The sequence below is a fragment of the Bartonella fuyuanensis genome, from assembly GCF_014197255.1.
Lineage (GTDB): Bacteria > Pseudomonadota > Alphaproteobacteria > Rhizobiales > Rhizobiaceae > Bartonella > Bartonella fuyuanensis.
In genome coordinates, this window is record NZ_JACIFE010000005.1 from 34,244 (window position 1) to 50,418 (window position 16,175).

The 16,175-nt window shown below is 37.1% G+C and carries 14 protein-coding genes; 7 read left to right on the forward strand and 7 right to left on the reverse strand.

Going from position 1 to position 16,175, the window contains the following annotated elements; all coding sequences use genetic code 11:
- Positions 1-333 precede the first annotated feature (333 nt).
- The 4 genes from secA to prmC all read left to right on the forward strand — a co-directional run bounded on the left by secA (position 334) and on the right by prmC (position 5,641).
- On the forward strand, positions 334-3,051 hold the full coding sequence (gene secA, locus GGR08_RS03440; protein WP_183193994.1) for a preprotein translocase subunit SecA: 2,718 nt from the start codon (positions 334-336) through the stop codon (positions 3,049-3,051).
- Positions 2,990-3,481: a Fur family transcriptional regulator gene (locus GGR08_RS03445; RefSeq protein ID WP_183193995.1), complete on the forward strand. Its 492-nt coding sequence runs from the start codon at positions 2,990-2,992 to the stop codon at positions 3,479-3,481. Before secA ends, GGR08_RS03445 begins: the two co-directional genes overlap by 62 nt.
- A gap of 223 nt (positions 3,482-3,704) precedes the next feature.
- On the forward strand, positions 3,705-4,778 hold the full coding sequence (prfA, locus tag GGR08_RS03450; RefSeq protein ID WP_183193996.1) for a peptide chain release factor 1: 1,074 nt from the start codon (positions 3,705-3,707) through the stop codon (positions 4,776-4,778).
- The gene (prmC, locus tag GGR08_RS03455) at positions 4,775-5,641 is read left to right on the forward strand and encodes a peptide chain release factor N(5)-glutamine methyltransferase (RefSeq protein ID WP_183193997.1); all 867 of its coding nucleotides are present in this window, start codon (positions 4,775-4,777) and stop codon (positions 5,639-5,641) included. Before prfA ends, prmC begins: the two co-directional genes overlap by 4 nt.
- Here prmC and nrdF read toward each other — a convergent pair.
- From nrdF to nrdH, 4 genes are read right to left on the reverse strand one after another with little or no spacing between them, the layout of a single operon-like run.
- Positions 5,638-6,612, reverse strand: coding sequence for a class 1b ribonucleoside-diphosphate reductase subunit beta (nrdF, locus tag GGR08_RS03460; RefSeq protein WP_183193998.1), 975 nt, complete (start codon positions 6,610-6,612; stop codon positions 5,638-5,640). The two genes, prmC and nrdF, sit on opposite strands and share 4 nt — an antisense overlap.
- An 11-nt stretch (positions 6,613-6,623) precedes the next feature.
- Positions 6,624-8,774 carry a class 1b ribonucleoside-diphosphate reductase subunit alpha gene (nrdE, locus tag GGR08_RS03465; RefSeq protein ID WP_183193999.1) on the reverse strand — a complete coding sequence of 717 codons (2,151 nt, stop codon included), beginning with the start codon at positions 8,772-8,774 and terminating at the stop codon, positions 6,624-6,626.
- Positions 8,756-9,154: a class Ib ribonucleoside-diphosphate reductase assembly flavoprotein NrdI gene (gene nrdI, locus GGR08_RS03470; protein ID WP_183194000.1), complete on the reverse strand. Its 399-nt coding sequence runs from the start codon at positions 9,152-9,154 to the stop codon at positions 8,756-8,758. Before nrdI ends, nrdE begins: the two co-directional genes overlap by 19 nt.
- The gene (gene nrdH, locus GGR08_RS03475) at positions 9,154-9,378 is read right to left on the reverse strand and encodes a glutaredoxin-like protein NrdH (RefSeq protein WP_175868492.1); all 225 of its coding nucleotides are present in this window, start codon (positions 9,376-9,378) and stop codon (positions 9,154-9,156) included. The genes nrdI and nrdH overlap by 1 nt, the downstream gene beginning before the upstream one ends.
- 645 nt (positions 9,379-10,023) lie before the next feature.
- Here nrdH and GGR08_RS03480 point away from each other — a divergent pair.
- From GGR08_RS03480 to GGR08_RS03490, 3 genes are read left to right on the forward strand one after another with little or no spacing between them, the layout of a single operon-like run.
- Positions 10,024-10,776: an ATP-binding cassette domain-containing protein gene (locus tag GGR08_RS03480; protein WP_183194038.1), complete on the forward strand. Its 753-nt coding sequence runs from the start codon at positions 10,024-10,026 to the stop codon at positions 10,774-10,776.
- Positions 10,777-10,779: 3 nt separating this feature from the next.
- On the forward strand, positions 10,780-11,649 hold the full coding sequence (locus GGR08_RS03485; protein WP_183194001.1) for a metal ABC transporter permease: 870 nt from the start codon (positions 10,780-10,782) through the stop codon (positions 11,647-11,649).
- A 9-nt stretch (positions 11,650-11,658) separates the two neighbouring features.
- Positions 11,659-12,576 carry a metal ABC transporter solute-binding protein, Zn/Mn family gene (locus GGR08_RS03490; protein WP_183194002.1) on the forward strand — a complete coding sequence of 306 codons (918 nt, stop codon included), beginning with the start codon at positions 11,659-11,661 and terminating at the stop codon, positions 12,574-12,576.
- Between the two features lie 792 nt (positions 12,577-13,368).
- Here GGR08_RS03490 and GGR08_RS03495 read toward each other — a convergent pair.
- The 3 genes from GGR08_RS03495 to ugpA are packed head-to-tail and all read right to left on the reverse strand — an operon-like array spanning position 13,369 to position 16,164.
- Positions 13,369-14,415 (reverse strand): sn-glycerol-3-phosphate ABC transporter ATP-binding protein UgpC, encoded by a 1,047-nt coding sequence (locus tag GGR08_RS03495; protein ID WP_183194003.1) that lies wholly within the window; start codon positions 14,413-14,415, stop codon positions 13,369-13,371.
- Positions 14,416-14,417: 2 nt separating this feature from the next.
- Positions 14,418-15,269 (reverse strand): sn-glycerol-3-phosphate ABC transporter permease UgpE, encoded by an 852-nt coding sequence (gene ugpE, locus GGR08_RS03500; protein ID WP_183194004.1) that lies wholly within the window; start codon positions 15,267-15,269, stop codon positions 14,418-14,420.
- Between the two features lie 10 nt (positions 15,270-15,279).
- Positions 15,280-16,164: a sn-glycerol-3-phosphate ABC transporter permease UgpA gene (gene ugpA, locus GGR08_RS03505; protein WP_183194005.1), complete on the reverse strand. Its 885-nt coding sequence runs from the start codon at positions 16,162-16,164 to the stop codon at positions 15,280-15,282.
- Between the last annotated feature and the right edge of the window lie 11 nt (positions 16,165-16,175).

The window sequence follows — 16,175 nt, forward strand, 5'->3', positions numbered from 1 at the left end:
ATTAGTAATTTATTTTACATCCTTTTATCCCAATGTCTCTAACCCTATCTAATAGAAGAAAAACATGATAATAGAGAAAAATGGTATATTGTATCTTAAATTACTTTGTATTGTATCAATTAAACAGTATTACTAAAGTTGACATAGCACACGTAGCCTCTTATCTCTATTTTACAATTAAAGTGGGAAATTGCACACTAGCAGGTATAATGGTACTATCTGCATTTCATGATATCTATAATGATATCAAAAAACTTAATGAAAATGTGAAGCATGGGGAGAACATATGAATTACCCAACAAGAGTAACAACAATTAAAAGAAAGGACCAGAGATGGTCGGGTTAAGTGTTTTTGCACGTAGATTTTTTGGTTCAGCTCATGAGCGACGTCTCAAAGCACTCCGCCAAAAAGTTGCACAAATTAATGCTTTGGAAGAACAATTCGTAAAATTAAGTGATGAGCAGCTTTGCAAAAAAACGGATAGCTTTCGTAAACGTCTTAGTGAAGGTGAAAGTGTTGATTTACTCTTACCAGAAGCTTTTGCAACTGTTCGTGAAGCAGCAAAACGTGTTTATGGCATGCGCCCTTTTGACGTACAACTTATTGGTGGAATGGTCCTTCACGACTGCGGCATAGCTGAAATGCGTACTGGTGAAGGTAAAACATTAATGGCAACTCTCCCGATTTATCTCAACGCATTGGAAGGTAAAGGTGTTCATGTTGTGACAGTAAACGATTATCTCGCCAGTCGTGATGCTGAAACGATGGGAAAAATGTTTAGTTTTCTGGGTCTTACAACGGGTGTCATCCTTCATGATCTTGATAACGATGCCCGCCGAGAGGCCTATGCATGTGACATCACCTATGCCACAAATAATGAACTAGGTTTTGATTATTTGCGTGATAATATGGCCTTTGATCACAGTCAAATGGTCCAACGTGGACATCATTATGCAATTGTTGATGAAGTGGATTCGATTCTCATTGATGAAGCTCGCACACCCCTTATTATTTCTGGTCCTATAGAAGATCGTACGGACTTCTATAACCTTATTGACACATTTATTCCTGCCTTAACTCCAGAAGACTATGAAATAGACGAAAAGCAAAAAACAACGACCTTTACTGAAGTGGGTACTGAAAAAATTGAAAAAATGCTCGAACAAGCTGGACATCTTAAAGGTGAAAGTCTTTATGACATAGAAAATATCGCTATCGTTCATCATGTTAATAATGCTTTAAAAGCCCATAAGCTGTTTGTTCGCGACAAGGATTACATTATTCGCAATAATGAAATCGTTATTATTGACGAATTCACGGGACGAATGATGCCTGGGCGACGTTATTCTGAAGGACTCCATCAAGCATTAGAAGCCAAAGAGCATGTGACTATTCAGCCAGAAAATCAGACACTTTCTTCTATCACTTTCCAAAATTACTTCCGTATGTATAGAAAATTATCTGGAATGACTGGAACTGCAACAACAGAAGCAGAAGAATTCAGAAATATTTATGGTCTTGACGTTATCGAAGTCCCTACAAATTTACCAATACAACGTATTGACGAAGATGATGAAATTTATCGAACAGCAGAAGAGAAATATCGAGCAATTGTGCGTGATATCCGTCAAGCATACGAAAAAAAACAGCCTATTCTTGTTGGAACAACCTCTATTGAAAAGTCAGAACAATTGGCAGAGCGTTTGCGAAAAGAGGGCATTCGCGATTTTAGAATCTTAAATGCTCGCTATCACGAGCAAGAGGCTTACATCATTGCGCAAGCAGGAGTTCCTGGAGCTCTTACCATCGCAACCAACATGGCGGGACGCGGTACAGATATACAGCTTGGTGGTAATGTTGAAATGCGTATCCGACAAGAATTACAAGATATCCCCGAAAGTCCAGAGCGGACAACTCGAATTGAAGAAATCAAAAAAGATGTCAAGCAGCTTAAAGAAAAAGCTCTAGCGGCTGGGGGACTCTACGTTATCGCTACTGAACGTCATGAAAGCCGTCGTATTGATAACCAACTTCGTGGACGTTCTGGCCGCCAAGGTGATCCAGGTCGCTCAAAATTCTTTCTCTCTCTGCAAGATGATCTTATGCGTATCTTCGGCTCTAACCGTATGGACGGTGTGCTGCAAAAACTTGGATTGAAAGAAAATGAAGCTATTATCCATCCATGGATTAATAAGGCCCTTGAAAAAGCACAAAAAAAGGTCGAAGCACGAAATTTTGAAATCCGTAAAAATTTGTTAAAATATGATGATGTCATGAACGATCAGCGCAAGGTTATTTTTGAACAGCGAATGGAGATCATGAATACAGATAATTTAACAGAAATGGTCCTTGAAATACGCAATGAAGTCGTGGAAGATCTCGTAGAAACTTACATCCCAGCTGGGACATATTCTGAAAAGTGGGATGTAAAAGCTCTCGAAGAAGAACTTCAACAACTCTTTAATCTCGAGCTTCCAGTGGGAGAATGGGCAAAAGAAGATGGAATTGCCGAGGAGCAAATTTTAGAGCGTATATCAGAAGCTGTTACAAAACTTGAAAATGAGCGTACTGAGCGCTACTCACCAGAAGTAATGGCTTATTTTCATAAAGCAGTATTACTTGAAACTATTGACACGTTATGGCGTGAACATTTGGTAAGTTTAGACCATTTGCGCTCTGTTGTTGGTTTTCGTGGTTATGCACAGCGGGACCCACTTAATGAGTATAAGACAGAATCTTTTGAACTCTTTCAAAGTATGTTGAAAAATTTGCGCAGAATTGTCACTTCTAAGCTTATGCGCTTTGAAATTATTCAACAAACTACAGAACCAACCATGCCTGAAAAAACTGGTGCTGATTCTCCTGTCTTTAATGACCAAAATCAAAAAAATTCTCCCACCTTATGGTCACGACCTCAAGAAAATAGGTTTGTTAATCCTCAAAACCGTAACCCCAACGATGTAGCCACATGGGGAAAAGTTGGACGGAATGAGCGTTGTCCTTGTGGTTCAGAGAAAAAATACAAACACTGTCATGGAGCCTTTGTTTGAAAAGCAAACAATGAAGATGAAGAAAAAGCGAAACTATGAGCAAGAATTGCGCACAGCTGGTTTAAGGGTAACACGCCAACGACGTGTTATTCTTGATATCTTGACCGATACGAATGACCATCCCAATGCATTTGAAATTTTTCAGCGTGCAAACAAAATAGATTCGAGCATTTCACTCTCAACGGTTTATAGAACCATGAAAACATTAGAAGGAAGTGGAACAATTCATCGACATACCTTTAGTGGTGGTCCATCTCGTTTTGAACAAGCAGATGGACAACATCATGATCATCTCATTGATATAGAAACAGGACAAGTTATTGAGTTTCATTCCGATGTTATTGAAAGACTGCAAAAGGAAATTGCAAAATCTCTTGGCTATGAAATTATTCATCATCGCCTTGAACTTTATGGAAAAAAAAAATCTTAGAGAAACAATCATGTATCATTACATGAAATAGCTTATGCAAATCGGATTTTATAAAAATTTACCTTAAAAATACAATAGTTTTCATTGGCAAAAAAGTTTTTCTGTTTTATTACCCCTTTTTGTATGATGTTATACGATAATCCATTGTCCGTGTTATAATAAAAAATCGTTGTAACGAGATATTATAAAAAATTGTATTATGAAAAATTAGGCCGATATTATCATGGTTCCTTTGCCACAAGATCGTATGAGACAGCTTGAAAAGCGCTTTGAAATAATTGAAAGTCAAATGACAACCAATCCAAATGCTGAAACATACATCAAATTAGCTTCTGAATATGCAGAACTACAACCAGTTATCGCCTCTATACGAGCATTAAATGCTCTTTACAAAGAAATTACAGAATTAGAAACGATTATCAACGATAAACAAACCGATATAGAGATGCGTAACCTTGCTCAAGAAGAGCTGCCATCGTTATATAAAAAAGTAGAACAACTTGAAAATGAACTTCAAATTCTGCTTTTGCCTAAAGATGTTGCTGATGAAAAAAGCGCTATTGTTGAAATTCGAGCAGGAACAGGTGGGTCAGAAGCAGCGCTTTTTTCCGGTGATCTTTTTCGCATGTACGAACGTTATGCCCATGCTCATAATTGGAAAGTAGAAGTTATTTCACTCAGTGAAGGAGAAGTTGGTGGATATAAAGAGATTATTGCTACTATTTCAGGAAAAGGTGTCTTTTCTAAATTGAAATATGAATCAGGTGTCCATCGTGTGCAACGTATCCCTGAAACAGAGACCTGTGGACGTATCCATACATCTGCTGCTACTGTTGCAGTACTTCCAGAAGCCCAAGAAATTGATATAGATATTCGCCCTGAAGATATTCGTATTGATACAATGCGCGCATCTGGAGCAGGAGGGCAGCATGTTAATACAACGGATTCAGCAGTCCGTATTACGCATATTCCAACAGGAATTATGGTCGTCCAAGCAGAAAAATCACAGCATCAAAATCGAGCGCGAGCACTTCAAATTTTACGGGCACGTTTGTTCGATATCGAACGACAAAAAGCGGAAAGTGAACGTTCAGCTTCCCGTAAAAATCAAGTTGGTTCTGGTGATCGTTCAGAACGTATTCGTACTTATAATTTTCCACAAGGACGTGTTACGGATCACCGTATTAATCTCACCCTGTATAAGCTTGATCGCATTTTGGAAGGAGATCTTGAAGAGCTTATTCACGCACTTATATCAGATCGCCAAACAACACTCTTGATGGAAATGGATAATTGAACAAATATTCTTTAAAAAATGTTATCCAACAAACTCAAGAAACATTGCGCCAGAAAGGAATTTTTGAAGCCAATCTCGATGCAAAAATACTCATTGAATGGATAACAGGAATAAATGCCGCTGAAAGAATTTCTAAACCAGATATGCATTTATCTTTTGAGCAAATTATACAAATAGAACAAGCTGTGCAACGGCGTATTGCAGGCGAGCCCGTTTACCGTATTATAGGAGCACGAGAATTTTATGGCATATCCTTCGCGTTGTCTCAAGAAACATTAGAACCCCGTCCTGATACAGAAACGCTGATAGATCTTGTTCTTCCCTTCCTCAAAAAACAGGTCGAAAATTCGAGACAAACAATATTCCTTGATATGGGAACAGGAAGTGGCGCTATTGCCATTGCCATTCTTAAACAAATTCCCCAATCCTATACAGTGGCCGTCGATATTTCTGAAGATGCTCTTAAAACAGCTACAAAAAATGCAAAAAATGCTGAAGTAGCACATCGCTTCATACCTCTTCTTAGCGATTGGTTTAATTCTGTCACAGGTCACTTTGACTTCATTGTTTCCAATCCACCGTATATTCCTGAAAAAGAGATCAAAAAACTTGCAAAAGAAGTGCGCTTACATGACCCTTTGCGCGCTTTGAGAGGAGGAAAAGACGGACTTGACTTTTATCGAAAACTCGCCCACAAAGCAGCAAACTATTTAAAAGAAAACGGCTATGTCGCTGTTGAAATTGGTTACTCTCAAGAAAAAGAAGTCTGCAATTTGTTTGAAAAAAATGGCTTTCAATGTTTAGAAATGCGCAAAGATCTCAGTGGGATACCCCGCGCACTTCTATTTGCATGCAAACATTAAAATTTCCAATCATCATCCGTTGTAGCAACTGCTTTGCCAATAACATAAGAAGAACCAGCTCCTGAAAAAAAGTCATGATTTTCGTCAGAGTTTGGTGATAAAGCTGCCAAAATAGCGGGGTTAACATGACAAACCTCAGATGGGAAAAGGGCTTCAAAACCCAAATTCATTAAAGCCTTGTTTGCATTATAATGAAGAAAAATTTTAACATCTTCTGTTAATCCAAGAGCATCATAAAGATCTTCAGTATATTTGCATTCGATGTTATAAAGATCAAAGAGCAAGTTAAAAGCAAAATCTTTAATTTCCTTCTTTTTAGCTTCATCAAGCTTTGCAAAGCCCAATTGAAATTTATAACCTATATAATAACCATGAACCGCTTCATCACGAATGATCAGCCGAATGAGATCTGCTGTATTGGTCAACTTAGCGCGACTAGCCCAATACATTGGCAAATAAAAACCAGAATAAAATAAAAAACTTTCTAACAAAGTAGAAGCAATTTTTTTCTTCAGTGGATCATTTGCTTCATAACGCTCAAGTACTAATCTAGCCTTTTTTTGCAAATAAATATTTTCTTCTGACCATCTAAATGCATCATCAACTTCGATTGTCGAGCAAAGAGTTGAAAAAATAGAGGAATAAGAACGTGCATGAACCGCTTCCATGAACGCAATATTCGTCAAAACCGCCTCCTCATGCTCTGTTATTGCATCAGCCATTAATGAAATAGCCCCTACAGTATTTTGAATCGTATCCAGAAGAGTTAACCCTGTAAAAACACGAATTGTTAGCTTACGTTCTTCCTCCGTCAAACTTGACCATGAAGGAATATCATTAGAAAGCGGAACCTTTTCAGGCAACCAAAAATTCCCAGTTAAGCGATTCCATACTTCAAGATCTTTCTCATCATGTAATCTATTCCAATTAATAGCGCACACAACAGGATTTTGGGTTGTAATCTTTGTCATATGATAATCTCCTATAAACTACACGAAACACAGCCATCTACTTCTGTTCCACTCAATGCTACTTGCCGCAATCTTACATAGTAAATACTCTTTATACCCTTTTTCCAGGCATAAATTTGTGCGCGGTTAATATCACGTGTAGTAGCCGTATCAGGAAAAAATAATGTTAATGAAAGTCCTTGATCAACATGCTGTGTTGCAGCAGCATAGGTATCTATAATTTTTTCAGGGCCAATCTCATAAGCATCTTGGTAAAAATTCAAATTCGTATTATCCATATAAGGAGCGGGATAATAAACGCGCCCAATTTTTCCCTCTTTGCGAATTTCAATTTTTGAAGCAATTGGATGAATAGAAGAGGTGGCATGATTAATATAAGAAATAGATCCTGTAGGTGGAATAGCTTGTAGATTGCGATTATATAGCCCGTACTCAACAACTAAATCCTTGAGTTCCTGCCAATCGCTTGGACCTGGAATAACAATATTGTTCCGTGCAAAAATTTCTTGTACAAGCGCAAATTGCGGTTTCCATTCCTTTTCAATATATTTTTTAAAAAAACATCCATCTGCATAAGCTGATTTTTCAAACCCTGCAAACATTTTCTGACGTTCGCGCGCAATCAAATTCGAAGCACGTATGGCGTGATATGTCACAATATAAAAATAAATATTGGTAAAATCAATCGCTTCCGGAGAGCCATAATAAATCTGCTCACGTGCTAAAAAACCATGCAAATTCATTTGTCCCAAACCAATTGCATGACTTTCAGCATTACCTTTCGCAATAGAAGGCACGCAAGCAATATTGCTCATATCTGAAACCGCAGTAAGAGCACGAACAGCAGATTCCACGGTCTGCCCAAAATCAGGACTTTCCATTGCTTTGGCAATATTCATTGACCCAAGATTACAGGATATATCACTTCCAATCGTGCGATAAGTTAAATCTGTTTCCAGTTCACTCGGCTCACTCACCTGCAAAATTTCTGAACATAAATTGCTCATACTGATACGTCCAGCTATCGGATTCGATCGATTAGCAGTGTCCTCAAATAAAATATAAGGATAACCAGATTCAAATTGAATTTCCGCCAATGTTTGGAAAAAAACGCGCGCACTTATTTTCTTTTTACGAATCTTTGCATTATCAACAAAAGAGCGATAATACTCTGTTAAAGAAATATCGCTAAAGGGTTTGCCTGTAACACGCTCAATATCATAAGATGAGAATAAATACATATCCTCATTATTACGAGCAAGCTCAAAAGTAATATCAGGAATAACCACACCAAGCGAAAGCGTTTTGATTCTGACTTTTTCATCAGCATTTTCACGCTTTGTGTCCAAAAACTTCATAATATCTAAATGATGTGCATGCAAATAAACAGCTCCAGCCCCCTGTCGTGCCCCAAGCTGATTGGCATAAGAAAAAGAATCTTCTAAGAGTTTCATCACCGGTAAAACACCTGAGGATTGATTTTCTATTTGCTTAATTGGCGCCCCAGCTTCCCGTAAATTGGTTAAACAAAGCGCCACACCTCCACCGCGTTTTGAAAGCTGCAAAGCTGAATTAACCGAACGGCCTATCGATTCCATATTATCTTCAACACGTAGCAAAAAACAAGAAACCAATTCACCACGTTGTTTTTTTCCAGCATTTAGAAATGTTGGCGTTGCTGGTTGAAAACGCCCTGTAATAATTTCATCCACAAAACTTTCAGCAAGAGCTTTATTCCCTTGTGCCAAATATAATGCCACAAGACAGACACGATCTTCATAACGTTCAAGATAACGCTTCCCATCAAAAGTCTTTAGCGTGTAGCTGGTATAATACTTAAATGCACCTAAAAAGGTAGGAAACCGAAATTTAAATGCATAGGCACGTTTAAAAAGCTTTTTAACAAAAGAAAAATCATAAAGCTCAAACAAAGCTTCTTCATAATAACCTTCTTCTATTAAGTAATCTATTTTTTCCTTCAGATTATGAAAAAAAACTGTATTTTGATTAACATGCTGAAGAAAATATTGCCGTGCAGCAAGCCTATCCATATCAAACTGAATATGGCCATTTTCATCATAAAGGTTAAGCATTGCATTCAGCGCATGATAATCAGTAATCTGATTTGATTTCTGCAACTGTTCTATACCACTTGTTTCCAAAATCTTTCCAATCCCTTTTTTACACAAATAACATCTTCACTAGTTCCACGCAGCTCAAAACGATAAAGGCAAGGTATACAACATTTTTCAGCAATAATTCTACTTGCTAAACTATAATAGCGACCAAAATTACGATTCCCACTGCCAATGACACCACAAATTAATTTGCGGTTCTCAGTTTCATTAAGGAAATGGATAACGGCTTTCGGCACTGCCCCTCTTCCTTCACCATCTGCATATGTAGGAACGACCAATACATAAGGCTCACTAACCAATACAGAGGGATTTTTTTTATCAATTTTGAAGAGTCGTTGATCAAGCTGCGAAACAAAATATTCTGTATTACCCGTTGCACTTGAATAATAAACAAGAATCCCCATTAAGCACAAAGACCACTAATCATATCTGGTCTAAAACCAGACCAATGATTCTCACCACAAACAACGACAGGAACCTGACGATACCCAAGAGATTGAACAAAACTGTATGCTTGCTCATCACAGGAAATATCAACAACACGATAATGAATACCTTTTGCATCAAAAGCGCGGCGGGTAGCATCACACTGAACACAAAATGGTTTGCTATAAATAGTGATCGACATTTTCTTCAACTTTCACAATTCCAGACGATCAACCCTAAAAGGTCAATCTAATAATTTTATAAGTACTTAAGAATAACAAACAACAGAAATTGTACGCAGCTTCCTAAACATAACAGAATTCCTCACCAAATAACTTAGAGAGTATGATGAGAATAAGCGATTATTCTACAACTTAAATGGCAAAGCCCCCCAATATTATAAAACAACCTTTTGCTTGCATTACAATTCCCTCCTGCTGTCACGTTCTAAATCACTGTTTTTCAAGAGCTCTGTTTTACTCTTTTATGGAAAAAATCAATTACAAAAACGAAAGGAAATTCTTCCCAAAAAGAACCTTTAGCAAGGATAATGCTATACCCTTGGCTAACAAACTCTTTATGATAACATTGGAAATAACCTAGACCCAAACGAAACACACTAACACCCTCTCTTGTGCTTATTTAGAATCACCAATCATTTTAATACTATATATAGTATATACTCTCTCTCTTTCGTCAAGGAAAATTCAACCATTATTTTGAATTTTCCACGATCTTCCCACTAAAATATTTAGTATTCAAAATATATGTAATAATATAACATTTTATTGACAAATGTTATATTATTACATAGTTTTTAAGGTAATGAGCGGAAATAGTACAAATGATAGATCTGCACTTCAATAAGATAACATTGGGCTATAGGGATAAAATAGCAATCAGAAGTTTTTCAGCAAAGTTAAAAGCTGGTTCATTAGTCGCAATAACAGGTAATAATGGTGCTGGAAAATCAACGCTGTTAAAAGCCATCGCCGGCTTGGTTAAACCCCTTAAAGGAAAAATTATGAAACCAAAAAAAAGTCGCGTTGCTTACCTTGCTCAACAATGTGATCTAGATCAAACATTTCCAATTGATGTGAAAACGCTTGTAAAAACAGGACTGTGGTCTTTTTGTGGATTGTGGAAAAACCAGCGTCCTTATGATTCTAAGATTTGGAGTGCACTTGAAATGGTTGGGCTTACAGAACTCGCCACCTGTTCGCTTGAAACATTATCAGGTGGGCAATTGCAACGCGCTCTTTTTGCACGTATCATTGTCCAAGATGCCAATATTATTTTGCTTGACGAACCTTTCAATGGTGTCGATTGTAAAACCCAAAAAGACCTTCTTGTAATAATCACACACTGGCAACAACAAGGGCGCACAATTCTCACAGCACTCCACGATCTTCTCATCGTGCGAAATTTTTTTCCCCACATGATTCAAATTAATCAACAAAACGCTTTGTACGGACAAACAACTCTGTTTTTAGACAATACCACTCACCACATTATGCCACCTTTCACATCCAATCCTTTGTGTCCTAACGCACAAAAGAACCACCTTCCCATCAATGACTCTCTCTTTCCTAGGTTATAAGACGTGTACACATTTTTTCTTGCCCCCTTTGTTGATTTTCACTTTATGCAAAACGCCCTTATCGGTTCTATGCTTCTATCTATTAGCGCTTGTCCTGTTGGTGTATTTTTGATGCTACGTGGAATGAGTTTGACAGGAGATGCTATCTCTCATGCCATTCTTCCTGGTGTTGCAACTGCTTTTCTGATTTGCGGCTTCTCCCTTATATCTATGACACTTGGCGGCATTTTCGCTGGCATTATTGTTGCTTTAGCTACCATTTTAATTTCACGAAATAGTTTTCAGAAAGAAGATGCATCAATGACCGTCTTTTATCTTATTGCACTCGCAGCAGGTATCATGATTATTTCTCTGAAAAACTCAACAATTGAGCTGCTGCATCTCTTATTCGGATCGGTTCTTGCACTTGACACACAAGCTCTTTGGTTGATCACAACCATAACGCTGATCACATCATGCTGCCTTTTTATTTTCTGGCGGGCGCTCGTTTTAGAAAGCTTTGACCCCCTCTTTTTTAAATCACTTTCTCCATTAAGTAAATATATTCATATTTCATTACTTGGACTTGTCGTATTGAATCTGGTTGGAGGTTTTCAATCACTAGGAACATTACTTTCTGTTGGCATTATGATGATTCCAGCTATTTCAGCCCGTTTTTGGTTTTCACGGCTAGGACCTATTTGTGTGCTTGCCACTATTTTTGGAATCGTTTCTAGCGTATGTGGTCTCCTACTTTCTTTTCATCTCTCACTGCCCTCCGGCCCTGCTATCATTATTGCTGCAGGATTTATTTATTTTATTTCCTGCTTGATAAGCCCACGTGGCTTTATTGTAGCATGGTTCCCCCGCCTCTTTTTCACGCCTTCACTTTAAGGAAAAAATATGCCTAAGTTTACTCAAAAATCTTTTCTTTTTGGAGCTTTGTTGCTTGCCCTTTTTCCATTTTCTGCCTCTGCACATAATAAAATCAAAGTCGTTGTGAGTTTTTCCATTCTCGCAGATTTAGTAAAAAATGTAGGAGACGACCATATCTCTATGACAACCTTTGTAGGTCCTAATGCGAATACCCACACTTACGAACCTACCCCTCATGATGTCCAAGCTCTTAAAAATGCTCAGATTATTTTCATCAACGGTCTTCATTTAGAGGGATTTATTGACCGTCTCATCACAGCAAGCAGTACAAAAGCACTTCTTGTTGAAGTTAGCAATAACATTCCTCCTCTTGAAATAAAAAAACAAGAACATGATGCCCATCACCACCACAACATTGTCGATCCACACGCTTGGCAAACAATCCCCAATGTCGAAATCTACGTAAAGAATATCGCTGCTGCTTTTTGTAAAATTGATCCACAATCTTGTCCTGACTACAACAAAAACACAGAAATCTATATCCAAAAGCTCAAAGCAGCACAAGATACTCTGAAGATAAAAATTGCCACTATCCCGAAAGATAAACGTGTCATCATCACATCTCATGACGCCTTTGGCTACTTTGCTAAAGAATATGGTTTTACTATCCTTGCTCCTCAAAGTGCTTCAATAGAAGCTGAAGCAACCGCAGCTGATGTGGCTAAGCTTATCAAACAAATTAAAACCAATAAGGCTACTGCCTTGTTTGTTGAGAATATTTCTAATCCCTATCTCATAAAACAAATTTCAAACGAAACAGGTTTAAAAATTGGTGGAACACTTTATTCTGATGCATTGTCAAGTGAAAATGGTCCAGCAGCAACTTATCTTAATATGATGGAACATAACGTGAATACCATTATTGATGCTATCTCGATGCATTAAAAAAATCTGCTACGAAAGAGACGAGAAAGAGTTCATAAAATCATAGATCTAAATTATATTGTCAATGATATTCAAGCTTCATGATTGGTGATATTGATATAAAATAAAATTGATTTTATAGAGACAATTTTTCCCTATCGATGCCTAAATGGAGGAAATCATAAATGGATTTACCTCACGGTGTCCAAACCATTAGCATTTTATTTTCCAACACTTCTTTTACGATAATTTTTAATACTTCAAATCAATCAATAGCTGTCATAGCTACTAGGAAAAGGCAACAAAAAAGCATTGACTTTATGAATAAACAATGCCATAAAACCATTATAGCTTGGTAATATATTGAAAAATTACACTAACTTTTTATAAAGTGCTTTGCAAAACAATGGAGTCATGCCCCTTATGTAAAATAGAGCACATTAAGTTGCACATTCATGTACTTTTTTAAAGAGATGTATCTCAGTGCTTTCAGGTTTATTTTATGAGGAAATCTGTTGATCATCCTCATCTTTATGTTTATGAAAAAAGAAAAGGCACTATCATACTATTCACCATTCTCCAGTGTTACGATGCTTTTGCATCAAGATGATTCGTAAAAATCATTTTTACTTCTTCCTTATACAGTTTTTACCTACGTACTCACGTCGCTTGTGATGTACAAAAAAGTGATTTTGATTGATTCAAGATAAGCAGATTCGAAATGAGGGAATATTATGTTATTCGGCGCTCTAATTCAATATGAACAATGATAAACTATCCATATAAATCAATATTTGTTACATCAATTAATGTTTACTTATTACTTGTACGCTTTCCAGTGTTTTTGTTAAAAGTATGAAAATCCTGATAAGCAACAGTGAAACTTAATTTTTGGCCATAGTCTCTTGTAAGGCGTTCTTTTATTTCAATTGTAAAAATAAAACCATTCCAACGTACTAAAATATGGCAACCTGTTCCGATAGGTTTGATAAGCTCAATTTGTGTGTGAAAGACAGGTCCTTTAGCTGGGCATTCACCCAATAAGATTATTTCAGGTCTGAAGGCTAAAAGATCGGTTTCCTCACCATAAGAAAATGAATACCCTAAATGTCGTTCTAGAATATGTCGATCAAGAAAATTCATAGGAGAAGAACCAATAAAATCAGCAACAAATGTTGTTGCTGGGGTGTCATAAATTTCCATCGGTGTTCCAATTTGCTCGATAGCTCCTTTATTCAACACAACTATTCTATCAGCTAATGTCATAGCTTCTAATTGATCATGGGTAACATAGAGGCTGGTTGTTCCTAATGAACGCTGTAGTGTTTTTATTTCAATACACATTTGCGCCCGTAATTTCGCATCAAGATTTGAAAGAGGTTCATCAAAAAGAAAAACGCGTGGTTGACGTACAATCACACGCCCCATTGCAACACGCTGACGTTGTCCTCCTGATAATTGTCGTGGTTTACGATCAAGAAATGGTTCTATCTCCAAAAGTTTTGCAGCATGTGCAACGCGCTTTTTAATTTCCTCTTTAGGAGTTTTACGATTTTTAAGACCATACTCTAAGTTTCCACGAACTGTCATATGGGGATAAAGGGCATAATTTTGAAAAACCATAGCAATATCACGATCGGCTGGTTCCCGATCATTGATACATTCATTATCAATGCACAATTCACCTGAAGTGACTTGTTCAAGTCCTGCAATAATACGTAATAAAGTTGATTTTCCGCATCCTGAAGGACCAACAAGAACAAGAAGTTCCTTATCAGCAACAGTTAAGTTTAAATCATCAATGACAAAAATACCATTGTCATACTGTTTTTTTATATTCGATAACTGAATTGTGGCCACAATTACTTCTCCGTTTCAACAAAACCTTTGATAAAAAGCCGCTGCATAAAGATAACAACAAGAACAGGCGGTACCATGGCAACGACCGATACTGCCATGAGTATATTCCATTGAGGATCATGTTGGAGTGATTCGACAATCAGTTGTTTTAAAATAAGCAGGATCGTTTGATGATTTTGATCCGTGGTGATGATAAGAGGCCAAAGATATTGCATCCATCCATAAATGAACATAATGATAAATAAAGCAGCAATATTAGTTGTACTAAGAGGAAGGAGAATATCCTTAAAAAACTTAAATGGACCTGCACCATCAACACGTGCTGCCTCTAAGAGTTCATCTGGCACAGTCAAAAAAAACTGGCGAAATAAAAATGTAGCGGTTGCGGATGCAATAAGCGGAATAATCATTCCACTATAGGTGTCAATCATCCCCAATTTCGCTACGACCACATAGGTTGGGAAAATACGAACTTCGATAGGAAGCATCAATGTAACAAAAATAAGAACAAAAGCAGTTTTTCGGAAGGGAAAACGCATGTAGACAATTGCATAAGCAGATAAAAGTGAAATAATAATTTTTCCAGCACTAATTCCAAGGGCCATAATGAATGAATTCATTAAGAGTGGCCAAAGGTGGGGAAAACCCAGTTGTGCAAGGCCATCGCCAAAAATTGTTTTATAATTTTCCAGAGTATGTTCCCCAGGTAAAAGAGGAAATGTGCCTGAGTTAAATGCTGTTGAACTATGAGTTGATGCAATGATAGCAACATAAACTGGAAAGCAAATAATGATAATGCCAACAATTAGAATAAGATGGGTTAGAAATTTCAAAGCAGGGCGATTTTCAACCATAACTTGTTACCTAATATTGCACACGACGCTCAATCCAGCGGAACTGGATAAACGTTAAGACAATAACCACCAACATTAATATTGTTGATTGTGCTGCTGATACACCGATTATTTGATTTCTAAAGCTATCGTCATACACTTTATAGACAAGGGTGCTTGTTGCACGCGCAGGACCTCCAGAAGTTATATTATCAATAATACCAAAAGTGTCAAACATAACATAATTAACATTAACGATAAGAAGGAAAAAGGTCGTTGGTGAAATTTGCGGAAAAACCACAGTCCAAAATCGTTTAAAAGGACCAGCCCCATCAATGGCTGCCGCTTCTATTTGAGAACGCGGAACAGACTGAAGACCTGTAAGAAAAAAGAGAAAATTGTAAGAAATCTGTTTCCAGCTAGCCGCAATGACAATAAGAATCATCGCTTGAAAGCCATTAATACGATAATTCCATAGAATCCCTATTTTTGTGAGAAAAAAAGGAATAATTCCAATGGTGGGATGAAAGATAAAAAACCATAATATACCTGCCAATACTGGAGCAACAGCATAAGGCCAGAGCAAAAGTATTGTATAAGCCTTTTTTGCACGAATAACACGATCAACACAAACAGCTAAAAGAAGTGATATTGTCATTGAAACGACAGTAACTGAGATGGAAAATACTGCGGTTATAAGAAATGATTGTAGATAAGCAGGATCAGAAAGAACCGTTAAATAATTTTCAAAACCAACAAAGGTTGTTGTAAAACCAAAAAGGTCTTCACGCTCAAAGGAAGATTTTATTGCTTGAGCCGTAGGCCAAAAGAAAAACAAAAAAGTTACAAGGATCTGTGGAAAAAGCAACCCATAAGAAAGTATATTATTTTTAAAATATGCATGTTTTTCGTGCATTCGTAGGATTC

Coding starts and splice junctions, on each gene's coding strand:
- prfA (WP_183193996.1), top strand. CDS start 3,705: ATGGTTCCTTTGCCACAAGATCGTATGAGACAGCTTGAAAAGCGCTTT.
- nrdF (WP_183193998.1), bottom strand. CDS start 6,612: ATGACAAAGATTACAACCCAAAATCCTGTTGTGTGCGCTATTAATTGG.
- nrdH (WP_175868492.1), bottom strand. CDS start 9,378: ATGTCGATCACTATTTATAGCAAACCATTTTGTGTTCAGTGTGATGCT.
- GGR08_RS03445 (WP_183193995.1), top strand. CDS start 2,990: ATGAGCGTTGTCCTTGTGGTTCAGAGAAAAAATACAAACACTGTCATG.
- GGR08_RS03490 (WP_183194002.1), top strand. CDS start 11,659: ATGCCTAAGTTTACTCAAAAATCTTTTCTTTTTGGAGCTTTGTTGCTT.
- ugpA (WP_183194005.1), bottom strand. CDS start 16,164: ATGCACGAAAAACATGCATATTTTAAAAATAATATACTTTCTTATGGG.
- ugpE (WP_183194004.1), bottom strand. CDS start 15,269: ATGGTTGAAAATCGCCCTGCTTTGAAATTTCTAACCCATCTTATTCTA.
- nrdI (WP_183194000.1), bottom strand. CDS start 9,154: ATGGGGATTCTTGTTTATTATTCAAGTGCAACGGGTAATACAGAATAT.
- secA (WP_183193994.1), top strand. CDS start 334: ATGGTCGGGTTAAGTGTTTTTGCACGTAGATTTTTTGGTTCAGCTCAT.